The 12297-nt window shown below is 47.3% G+C and carries 5 protein-coding genes and 2 pseudogenes; 2 read left to right on the plus strand and 5 right to left on the minus strand.

The annotated features are described in order from the left end of the window. Window positions 1-94: 94 nt before the first annotated feature. Window positions 95-3143: pseudogene (locus tag NST39_RS19990) on the plus strand (hypothetical protein); the annotation flags it as partial. Between the two features lie 980 nt (window positions 3144-4123). Further along, window positions 4124-6627: pseudogene (locus NST39_RS09625) on the plus strand (beta strand repeat-containing protein). A 171-nt stretch (window positions 6628-6798) separates the two neighbouring features. Here NST39_RS09625 and NST39_RS09635 read toward each other — a convergent pair. The 5 genes from NST39_RS09635 to NST39_RS09655 form a co-directional block, all read right to left on the minus strand. Further along, complete coding sequence (locus tag NST39_RS09635; protein ID WP_126741856.1) at window positions 6799-7359, minus strand: CatB-related O-acetyltransferase; 561 nt, start codon at window positions 7357-7359, stop codon at window positions 6799-6801. A 64-nt stretch (window positions 7360-7423) separates the two neighbouring features. After that, window positions 7424-8791, minus strand: coding sequence for an MATE family efflux transporter (locus NST39_RS09640; RefSeq protein ID WP_065098161.1), 1368 nt, complete (start codon window positions 8789-8791; stop codon window positions 7424-7426). A gap of 19 nt (window positions 8792-8810) precedes the next feature. Next, window positions 8811-10295 (minus strand): D-alanyl-D-alanine carboxypeptidase/D-alanyl-D-alanine endopeptidase, encoded by a 1485-nt coding sequence (gene dacB, locus NST39_RS09645; protein ID WP_341028111.1) that lies wholly within the window; start codon window positions 10293-10295, stop codon window positions 8811-8813. A gap of 126 nt (window positions 10296-10421) precedes the next feature. After that, on the minus strand, window positions 10422-11402 hold the full coding sequence (locus NST39_RS09650; protein WP_126741855.1) for a pectinesterase family protein: 981 nt from the start codon (window positions 11400-11402) through the stop codon (window positions 10422-10424). A 92-nt stretch (window positions 11403-11494) separates the two neighbouring features. Beyond that, window positions 11495-12190, minus strand: a complete 696-nt coding sequence (locus NST39_RS09655; protein WP_044141266.1) for a DUF421 domain-containing protein — start codon at window positions 12188-12190, stop codon at window positions 11495-11497. Window positions 12191-12297: the final 107 nt, after the last annotated feature.

Consider the following 12297-nt stretch of genomic DNA (forward strand, 5'->3'; position numbering starts at 1 on the left):
ACAAAGCGTTCCTCAAGTTAATCACCCTTGTCACATTGCAAAAGGAGAAAATGACCCAAGGCCAAGGCATACGATTGGAAGAAGAGGTCCAGCAGGCCCATCTGGTCCTACGGGTGCCACTGGTGCGACAGGCAGCACGGGACCAACAGGTCCTACTGGAACTACAGGTACCACTGGAGAAACCGGACCTACTGGAGCCACGGGTGTCACTGGAGCTACAGGTATTACTGGTGCAACTGGTATCACTGGTTCGACGGGTATCACTGGTGCAACTGGTATCACTGGTACAACGGGTATCACTGGCGCAACGGGTATCACTGGAGCTACAGGTATTACTGGCGCAACGGGTATCACTGGAGCTACAGGTATTACTGGAACCACGGGTATCACTGGCGCAACTGGTATCACTGGCGCAACGGGTACCACTGGAGAAACCGGACCTACTGGACCGACAGGTATTACTGGAGCCACAGGTATTACTGGCGCAACGGGTATCACTGGAGCTACAGGTATTACTGGCGCAACGGGTACTACTGGTGCAACTGGTATTACTGGTGCAACTGGTATTACTGGCGCAACGGGTATCACTGGAGCTACAGGTATTACTGGCGCAACCGGTATTACTGGAGCTACAGGTATTACTGGAACCACGGGTATCACTGGCGCAACCGGACCTACTGGTGCAACTGGTATTACTGGTGCAACTGGTATTACTGGTGCAACTGGTATTACTGGCGCAACGGGTATCACTGGAGCCACAGGTATTACTGGTGCAACTGGTATTACTGGCGCAACCGGTATCACTGGCGCAACTGGTATCACTGGCGCAACGGGTATCTGGAGCTACAGGTATTACTGGCGCAACCGGTATTACTGGAGCTACAGGTATTACTGGAACCACGGGTATCACTGGCGCAACCGGACCTACTGGTGCAACGGGTATTACTGGTGCAACTGGTATTACTGGCGCAACGGGTATCACTGGAGCCACAGGTATTACTGGCGCAACGGGTATCACTGGAGCTACAGGTATTACTGGCGCAACCGGTATTACTGGAGCTACAGGTATTACTGGAACCACGGGTATCACTGGTGCGACAGGTATTACTGGCGCAACGGGTATCACTGGAGCTACAGGTATTACTGGAACCACGGGTATCACTGGCGCAACCGGACCTACTGGTGCAACGGGTATTACTGGTGCAACTGGTATTACTGGCGCAACGGGTATCACTGGAGCCACAGGTATTACTGGTGCAACTGGTATTACTGGCGCAACCGGTATCACTGGCGCAACTGGTATCACTGGCGCAACGGGTACCACTGGAGAAACCGGACCTACTGGACCGACAGGTATTACTGGTGCAACTGGTATTACTGGCGCAACGGGTACTACTGGTGCAACTGGTATTACTGGCGCAACCGGACCTACTGGTGCAACGGGTATTACTGGAGAAACCGGCCCTACTGGAGCCACGGGTATCACTGGTGCGATAGGTAGCACGGGACCAACAGGTCCTACTGGTTCGACGGGTATCACTGGTACAACGGGTATCACTGGCGCAACGGGTACCACTGGCGCAACCGGACCTACTGGTGCAACGGGTATTACTGGTGCAACTGGTATTACTGGCGCAACGGGTATCACTGGAGCTACAGGTATTACTGGCGCAACCGGTATTACTGGAGCTACAGGTATTACTGGAACCACGGGTATCACTGGAGCTACAGGTATTACTGGCGCAACGGGTATCACTGGAGCTACAGGTATTACTGGAGCTACAGGTATTACTGGAACCACGGGTATCACTGGTGCAACGGGTATCACTGGAGCTACAGGTATTACTGGAGCCACAGGTATTACTGGTGCAACGGGTATTACTGGTGCAACTGGTATTACTGGCGCAACGGGTATCACTGGTGCAACTGGTATCACTGGTACAACGGGTATCACTGGAGCTACAGGTATTACTGGTGCAACTGGTATTACTGGCGCAACGGGTATTACTGGCGCAACGGGTATTACTGGAGAAACCGGACCTACTGGTGCAACGGGTCTCACTGGTGCGATAGGTAGCACGGGACCAACAGGTCCTACTGGAGCCACGGGTATCACTGGCGCAACGGGTACCACTGGAGAAACCGGACCTACTGGACCGACAGGTATTACTGGAGCCACAGGTATTACTGGCGCAACGGGTACTACTGGTGCAACTGGTATTACTGGCGCAACGGGTATCACTGGAGCTACAGGTATTACTGGAACCACGGGTATCACTGGCGCAACCGGACCTACTGGTGCAACGGGTCTCACTGGTGCGATAGGTAGCACGGGACCAACAGGTCCTACTGGTTCGACGGGTATCACTGGTGCAACTGGTATCACTGGTACAACGGGTATCACTGGAGCAACGGGTATCACTGGAGCTACAGGTATTACTGGCGCAACGGGTATCACTGGAGCCACAGGTATTACTGGTGCAACTGGTATTACTGGCGCAACTGGTATTACTGGAGAAACCGGACCTACTGGTGCAACGGGTCTCACTGGTGCGATAGGTAGCACGGGACCAACAGGTCCTACTGGAGCCACGGGTATCACTGGCGCAACGGGTACCACTGGAGAAACCGGACCTACTGGACCGACAGGTATTACTGGAGCCACAGGTATTACTGGCGCAACGGGTATCACTGGAGCTACAGGTATTACTGGCGCAACGGGTACTACTGGTGCAACTGGTATTACTGGCGCAACGGGTATCACTGGAGCTACAGGTATTACTGGCGCAACCGGTATTACTGGAGCTACAGGTATTACTGGAACCACGGGTATCACTGGCGCAACCGGACCTACTGGTGCAACGGGTATTACTGGAGCCACAGGTATTACTGGCGCAACGGGTATCACTGGAGCTACAGGTATTACTGGCGCAACGGGTACTACTGGTGCAACTGGTATTACTGGCGCAACGGGTATCACTGGAGCCACAGGTATTACTGGCGCAACCGGTATTACTGGAGCTACAGGTATTACTGGAACCACGGGTATCACTGGCGCAACCGGACCTACTGGTGCAACGGGTATTACTGGTGCAACTGGTATTACTGGCGCAACGGGTATCACTGGAGCCACAGGTATTACTGGCGCAACGGGTATTACTGGAGAAACCGGCCTTACTGGAGCCACGGGTGTCACTGGCGCAACGGGTATTACTGGTGCAACGGGTACCACTGGAGAAACCGGACCTACTGGACCGACAGGTATTACTGGAGCCACAAACGGGTATTACTGGTGCAACGGGTATACTGGAGAAACCGGACCTACCACAGGTATCACTGGCGCAACGGGTATTACTGGCGCAACCGGTATTACTGGAGAAACCGGACCTACTGGAGCCACAGGTATCACTGGCGCAACGGGTATTACTGGCGCAACGGTATCACTGGAGCTACAGGTATTACTGGAGCCACAGGTATTACTGGTGCAACGGGTATCACTGGAGCTACAGGTATTACTGGAGCCACAGGTATTACTGGTGCAACGGGTATTACTGGAGCTACAGGTATTACTGGCGCAACGGGTACTACTGGTGCAACTGGTATTACTGGCGCAACTGGTATTACTGGAGAAACCGGACCTACTGGTGCAACGGGTCTCACTGGTGCGATAGGTAGCACGGGACCAACAGGTCCTACTGGAGCCACGGGTATCACTGGCGCAACGGGTACCACTGGAGAAACCGGACCTACTGGACCGACAGGTATTACTGGAGCCACAGGTATTACTGGCGCAACGGGTATCACTGGAGAAACCGGACCTACTGGTGCAACGGGTATTACTGGCGCAACGGGTATCACTGGAGCCACAGGTATTACTGGCGCAACGGGTATTACTGGAGAAACCGGCCTTACTGGAGCCACGGGTGTCACTGGCGCAACGGGTATTACTGGTGCAACGGGTACCACTGGAGAAACCGGACCTACTGGACCGACAGGTATTACTGGAGCCACAGGTATTACTGGTGCAACGGGTATCACTGGCGCAACCGGTATTACTGGAGAAACCGGACCTACTGGAGCCACAGGTATCACTGGCGCAACGGGTATTACTGGCGCAACCGGTATCACTGGAGCTACAGGTATTACTGGAGCCACAGGTATTACTGGTGCAACGGGTATCACTGGAGCTACAGGTATTACTGGAGCCACAGGTATTACTGGTGCAACGGGTATTACTGGAGCTACAGGTATTACTGGCGCAACGGGTACTACTGGTGCAACTGGTATTACTGGCGCAACTGGTATTACTGGAGAAACCGGACCTACTGGTGCAACGGGTCTCACTGGTGCGATAGGTAGCACGGGACCAACAGGTCCTACTGGAGCCACGGGTATCACTGGCGCAACGGGTACCACTGGAGAAACCGGACCTACTGGACCGACAGGTATTACTGGAGCCACAGGTATTACTGGCGCAACGGGTATCACTGGAGAAACCGGACCTACTGGTGCAACGGGTATTACTGGTGCAACTGGTATTACTGGCGCAACGGGTATCACTGGAGCTACAGGTATTACTGGCGCAACGGGTACTACTGGTGCAACTGGTATTACTGGCGCAACGGGTATCACTGGAGCTACAGGTATTACTGGCGCAACCGGTATTACTGGAGCTACAGGTATTACTGGAACCACGGGTATCACTGGCGCAACCGGACCTACTGGTGCAACGGGTATTACTGGTGCAACTGGTATTACTGGCGCAACGGGTATCACTGGAGCCACAGGTATTACTGGCGCAACGGGTATTACTGGCGCAACGGGTATCACTGGTGCGACAGGTATTACTGGCGCAACGGGTATTACTGGTGCAACGGGTACCACTGGAGAAACCGGACCTACTGGACCGACAGGTATTACTGGAGCCACAGGTATTACTGGTGCAACGGGTATCACTGGCGCAACCGGTATTACTGGAGAAACCGGACCTACTGGAGCCACAGGTATCACTGGCGCAACGGGTATTACTGGCGCAACCGGTATCACTGGAGCTACAGGTATTACTGGAGCCACAGGTATTACTGGTGCAACGGGTATCACTGGAGCTACAGGTATTACTGGAGCCACAGGTATATTACTGGTGCAACGGGTATTACTGGAGAAACCGGACCTACTGGAGCCACAGGTATTACTGGAGCCACAGGTATTACTGGTGCGACAGGTATTACTGGCGCAACGGGTATCACTGGTGCGACAGGTATTACTGGCGCAACGGGTATTACTGGAGAAACCGGACCTACTGGAGCCACAGGTATTACTGGAGCCACAGGTATTACTGGTGCGACAGGTATTACTGGCGCAACGGGTATCACTGGTGCGACAGGTATTACTGGCGCAACGGGTATTACTGGAGAAACCGGACCTACTGGAGCCACAGGTATTACTGGTGCAACTGGTATTACTGGCGCAACGGGTATTACTGGTGCGACAGGTATTACTGGCGCAACGGGTATCACTGGTGCGACAGGTATTACTGGCGCAACGGGTATTACTGGAGAAACCGGACCTACTGGAGCAACGGGTGTCACTGGAGCTACAGGTATTACTGGAACCACGGGTATCACTGGCGCAACCGGTATCACTGGTGCAACTGGTATTACTGGCGCAACGGGTATTACTGGTGCTACAGGCAGCACGGGACCAACAGGTCCTACTGGTTCGACGGGTATCACTGGAGCTACAGGTATCACTGGTTCGACGGGTATTACTGGTGCAACGGGTATTACTGGCGCAACGGGTATCACTGGAGCTACGGGTATTACTGGAACCACGGGTATCACTGGCGCAACCGGTATCACTGGTGCAACTGGTATTACTGGCGCAACGGGTATTACTGGTGCTACAGGCAGCACGGGACCAACAGGTCCTACTGGTTCGACGGGTATCACTGGAGCTACAGGTATCACTGGTTCGACGGGTATTACTGGTGCAACGGGTATTACTGGCGCAACGGGTATCACTGGAGCTACGGGTATTACTGGTGCAACGGGTATCACTGGCGCAACAGGTATTACTGGTGCGACAGGTATTACTGGCGCAACGGGTATCACTGGTGCGACAGGTATTACTGGCGCAACAGGTATTACTGGTGCGACAGGTATTACTGGCGCAACGGGTATCACTGGTGCAACTGGCCCTACGGGTGCAACAGGTACCAGTTTAACTGCTAATTCGATGTACGCGTCCAATACATCGGGAAGTACAGTACTAGTTGTATTAGGTGGAACGTCAGTTTCTTTACCCAATAATCAAAGTTTAGATGGATTTACAGTAGGTGGTGGAAATACGGTGTTTACTGTACCTGTCTCAGGTCGGTATTTCATCACGTATCAAGTCAATGCAAGTGCAGGACTTCTTGCTGGAACAAGGGTGATTAACAACGGTTCTGCCATTCCTGGATCTATTTTAACGCCCGCTTTATCTGCGTCTAGCTACAACGTATCTCTCATCACAACACTTGTAGCAGGTAACCAACTTTCTCTCCAAATATTCGGATTGATCGCAGCAGTTGTATTACTTGGCGGAGGATCGGTAGGAGCGGCATTAACCATCATACGATTGGAATAAATACAAAAAGCCCATCTCGGGCTTTTTCAGGACGTATACTACCTCTCGCATTCGCTGTCAGTCTTGCGCTTCGGTGCTCGTCCTTCTTAGTTTTCTATTACATTGAAAAGAAGACAAAGGGCTAAAATAAAGATCATTTCAGCCCTTTGTCAACAATCTGGAAAAGCTACTTTAGCCTTTCATTTTTATTTCTTCTATTGCGTTTATACAGGTTTCGATATCATTTGATTGTAAGAGCTGAAAAATGGACTGTATGCTTGAAAACTCTAGATTCCACCATTCCAATGATTGGAGTTTTTCAATTGTGTTAGAAGAAAAACGATATTTCATTAGCTTCTGAGGGTTTCCTGCGGCAATTGCATATGGCGGCACATCTTTTGTGATTACACTATTTGCTCCGATCACTGCTCCGTTCCCTATACATACTCCTGACATAATCGTCGCGCCATACCCAATCCATACGTCGTGCCCTATGTGTACATCTCCCTTCGATTTCGGATGTCCTTTAATGTGGGCAGCTTCCTTGAAAATTTGATTAAACGGATACGTTGTGACCCAATCTGTACGGTGTTCACCGCCAAGGAAAATTTTTACTTCGTTTGCGATGGAACAAAACTTTCCGATGTTTAATGTCGTTCCTTCCCCCCACGTTAGCACTTGGAAATCTGGTCCGGCATAAGAAAAATCACCGATATTGTACAAGTTCAGTTCACTTCTTTGATTCAAATACATAGAAAATCATACCTCCTTAAAAGTGATAGATCTTCGTATGTATATGCTGCTTCACACTTTTACATTATGACTGCACTAGCGCTACAATCTGTTTTTTCTTCCATACGAGCTGATAGTAGCCGTATTGAAGGAGTAAGTTCACAAAGAAAGCCGCAGGATAGCCAATCCAGATGCCCTTGATGCCAAGGGTTGTGTAGTGCGATAGCACATAAGCGACTGGCACTTCTACAAGCCAAATCGAGCAAATACTAAAGATTGTTGGCCATAAAACTGTTCCACTTGCTCTCATCGTGGCTGCGACAATTTGGGCTGTTCCAAAAATAAGATAGCTCCATAATGTAATGACGACTAAACTATAGGCAATGTCGATCGTCTTAGAATCTGTTAAAAAGATAGATAAAATCTGCGGTGCGAAGAGATAAACAATGATAATAATGAATCCGCCTATGGCAAAATTGAGCCCTAACCCGATTTTTATCACATCTTTCAATCGGTTGATATTCCCTGCGCCGATGAATTGTGCTGCAAAGATAGAGACCGCGATGCCAAGACTTACTGCCGGCATCTGCACATAGCTCACAACTTGATTGACAACACCATAGGCAGCAGTCGCCTGTGATCCATAATCATTGACAAAGGAAATAACAGCAATTTCTGATAAAGAAATAAGGATCATATTAATGCTCGATGGAATGCTGAGCTTTAATAATGTTTTTAGTAGATCCCCTTTCATTAAAAAATGCTTTCTAACCGATGCATCGATGCGAAGCGGGTGTTTTGTTTTATATAAGTAGATTTGTAGAATGATAAATGTCACAATTGTTGATATCACAGAAGCATACGCAGCGCCGTATAAACCAAATGCCGGCAGCCCCAGCCAGCCAAATAATAAAATGGGCAGCATTAAAATATTCGTTGCCGTACTAATCATTAAGAAATAAAAAGGCGTTTTTGAATCCCCTGTCCCTCGCAGGAAAGTCGTGTAAACAAAATAAAGAAATAAGATCGGCATTGAGATGAATAGAATTCTGGCATAAGCCGCACTTTCCTCCACGATATTCGCAGGTGTTCCCATGAGATTTAAGATATCTGTTGCAAAAAAACCTCCAATGATTGCTAAAGAAAGTCCGATCAAAAAAGTGAATGAAAGTGTTGTGCCAATAATTTCTTTTAATCTTTGTTCATTTTTTGCTCCATACGCTTGTCCAATAAGGATTGAACTTCCCGATCCAATTCCGATGGAAAAAGAAACGAGTAAAAAGAAAAGCGGAAAGAATGCAGAAATGGCAGCTACTGCATCCTCTCCAATCCATCTGCCGACAAGGACGATGGATACAAGTTGTCCGATTGATTGCAGAATATTGCTAAGCAAAAGCGGGACGAGAAAAATGGACATGGTTTTTACTAAAGATTGATTGTTATCTAACGTCATGATGGTTCTCCTTCTCTATCTAAAGATTCTCAGCTAAAATGCTGACAATGTGGTCTTCTATCTCTTTCCCTTTCTCGTCATCAACAAGATGATTTAATAAAATGGAAAAAGCGACCGTCTTTCCGCTCTTTGTGTCAATATATCCAGAAAGTGTACTGACCGTAGTTAATGAACCTGTTTTTGCACGAACTTTTTCTAGTGTAGCAGGTTCTTTTAATCTGTTCCTTAACGTCCCTCCGACCATTCGGTCACTTGCCCCTGCTAACGGAAGCGCATGTTCATAGGTCTTAAACCATTTTTCCTGTTGAATGTTTGTCAAAAATAAAGTGAATTGGTTTGCAGAGACAAGATTAATAGGTGATATGCCTGATCCATCTCTTAACACAGTAAGTGATGGATCCATGCCAAAAGCAGGAAGCCGTTCATTCATCACGTCCAGCCCATCTTCAAAACTTCCTTTGTTCTTCACCTGCTTGCCAAGCTCCTTTAGCAGAATTTCCGCATGAGTGTTGTTGCTTAATTTCATCATGGGAACAAGCAGCTCTGATAAAGGCATAGATGAATGGGAAGCGATTTTCTTAGCCTTTTTAGGAACGTGTTTTGTTTTGAGTGGTCCTTTCACCTGAATCCCTTCAGCTTTTAGCGCTCGTTTCATTAAGTCTAAAGCATAGGTCGTCGGCTCCCATAATGCTACCCATTGTCTAGATGAACTTGCTTTAAGTGGAATGGTTCCAGTCAATGTAATCTTGTTTGTGCCGTGAGAGCGCTTAAAAGAAATCTTCTTTTCCCCTCCTTCTGGCACGGTTTTTACTTGATTGATAACTTGAGGGACAGAAGTCTTCGGAATCATGTCATAGGTCGCTTTTTGCCCTGCTTTTTTGCCTGGCTTTATTTCGAGAATCACGGTTCCTGCATCATAATCTTGATTCGGCGAAGCTGTGAGAGCAGATATTTGTGCGCCGTAGTATTGATCCTCATCACTCCACGGCAGATCAATGGAATATCTCGTGTCATCAAACCAAGTGTCATCTGCCACAAGCTGCCCGCGAACTGTATGTATTCCAGCCTTTTTGACTTGTTTGGCAAGTTTTGCAAAATCCTCTTCTAATAAAGTCGGATCTCCAGTGCCGCGAAGATAAAGGTTGCCATGTAACGTTTTCTTTTGAATAGAACCATCTATCCAGATGTCTGTCGGGAATGTGTGTGTTTCTCCTAGTATATCAAGAGCGATGGCTGATGTGAGCAGTTTCATATTAGAAGCAGGAGTAAGACGAATATCGGCTTGATGTTCATAAAGAAGAGAGGAGTCAGAAGTATCGCGGACGCTGATGCCGGAGATCGCGCCCTCTAAATCAGGTACTGTTCGTATAAATTCATCTAAAGCTGTCACCCACGGCAGTGAGTCGTCACGAGCTGTAAGTTGATCATCTTTTGCCGAAAAAGGGAGAAATAAAATCGACAGGATGCATATTTGTAAAAACAAGATCTGTGAAAAACGCTTCACCCAATCCCTCCTTTTTTGTCGCACTAATTTTAGAAGAATATGTTCATTATACACAAAAGAACATTTGTTCTCAAAGGTTTTTTAAACAGAAAAGTCAGCTTTCTTTGACGAAAACTGACAAGCTCTTTACCTTTTTTCTGGATTCCAGCCATCGGTTCCGCTAAGAACAGCTTGCACTGTGATTTGACTTGCTTCGTTTTTCGTTAAAATGCTGGACCATTTTACGCGGTTTGTCGAATTGCTTCCTGCCCCTGTCGATCCGTATTCTTTATATCTAGCTGTTCTTTCGTTATCACGGTTATCCCAGTTATGCCATCCATCTGCCTTTATATGATCATCCATTTTTGTATAGAGGAATGTCACAGCAGAATGAGGCCGCCACGGACGTCCTAAATAAACTGATTGAACAGCAGCCGTCCCCTTTTTGAGCGTAGAATCGATGAATACATATCCATACTTTTGAGCTTCTGTTGTGGATGCTGCAGTAATATACCCATTTCCAAGACTTTTTATTTCAGCTCTTTTAAACACGGCTGTAGCTGATCCAAAAATAAAATCGACCGTGCCTTCGATATAGCAGTTTTCATAATATTGCCGGCCTGTACCTGTAGCATAAAGCGTATCTTGATAGCCTAAGACCCGTATTTGTTTGAACGCAGCCCGGTCACCGGACACGTATAGTGCAACCGCCTGACCAGCATGTCTGCCGGCCGTATTTTGAAAGGTGATATTTTCTGCGTAAAAGTCGTTCGCACGAATCATTGTGCTTGAGCTATTTGTTGTGCTACCAGTACTTGCATTTGTATCATTATACGTCAGAATCGTCTTGTGTTGGTCTTCCCCGATAAAGGACACGTAAGGTTTATTTTGCGGAAGCAGGATTTTTTCTTTATACACACCATTTTTAATATAGATCGTTACGCGCTGTTGATTGTTCACTGGAATCGTATCAATGGCAGACTGAACGGTTCGAAACGAGCCATTTCCCTTTTGATCGACCACAAGGACGCGATTTGTTTGATTCTGATGTCCGATTGCTTGAAGTGAAGCTGAGTTCAATAGTAATAAAGACAAGACGACTACAAGCCATACCTTTCCATACTTCATCGTACATCTCCTCCTCTTTGTGAACGTTTTCAATCAAACATTCTTTTTGATCCTATTCATGACACGCACAAAAAAACACCCACTTATAAATGTTATGGATGTTTTTTAGACTTTTCATATTTCATTGCATAAATCCCTTCATTTTCAATCCATTCACAAAATAGAACGTCTCGATAAGAAGAAATGTGCTGCTTTTTTAATTGCTCACTCAGCCATGTTTCATCGAAGCCAGCTTCTTGTAAATCTTTTTTTAAAATTTCACCATCAATAATAAACGTTCTAGGCAATTTGACTTCTTTTCCCTTCACGTTCACATCTTCTGCGGTGGCTGTTGCGTATTTCATTTTCGGAAGAACGCTCACCGATCCATCTGTTTCCAAAATGGCATATTCAATTTCATTCAAGGCAAAATGACCCTTCGCACGAATCAGTGTCTGCAGTTGATTGAGATCAAGCATATTTTTCTTCAAGCGATTGTAGTGAATCTTCCCTTGATCAATGACAAGTGTCGGTCTTCCTTCTAAAAAGGCTCGAATACCTTTAAAGCGCTGTGAAAACCATTCAACTGTATAGATGAGAATGCCCCATACCGCAACAGCAAACAAAATATGCTGAATCTTGACTTCTGGGTCAAAAATGGCGTTTCCGACCATTTCCCCTAAAATCAGCGCAGAAATAAAATCAAATGGCGTGATTTGTGCGAATTGTGTTTTTCCTAATAATTTTGTAATAGAAAATAAGGCGAAAAACCCGATAAACAGTTCAATCAAAATGTTAAAAAACGGCACAAGCTTACCTTCCTTTCTTACTGCATTTATCTACAGCATGTACATGAAAGGAAGGATCTAAACCGGTTATACAAAGGCAGTAAAATCAAAACGTCGTCTTCCTAACC

This window comes from Bacillus sp. FSL W8-0645, from assembly GCF_038007905.1.
Classification (GTDB): Bacteria; Bacillota; Bacilli; order Bacillales; family Bacillaceae; genus Bacillus; species Bacillus pumilus.

Bases quoted from the DNA above. Each gene is read 5' to 3' on its own strand.
- NST39_RS09635 (WP_126741856.1), bottom strand. From the start codon at position 7,359: ATGTATTTGAATCAAAGAAGTGAACTGAACTTGTACAATATCGGTGAT.
- NST39_RS09640 (WP_065098161.1), bottom strand. From the start codon at position 8,791: ATGACGTTAGATAACAATCAATCTTTAGTAAAAACCATGTCCATTTTT.
- NST39_RS09650 (WP_126741855.1), bottom strand. From the start codon at position 11,402: ATGAAGTATGGAAAGGTATGGCTTGTAGTCGTCTTGTCTTTATTACTA.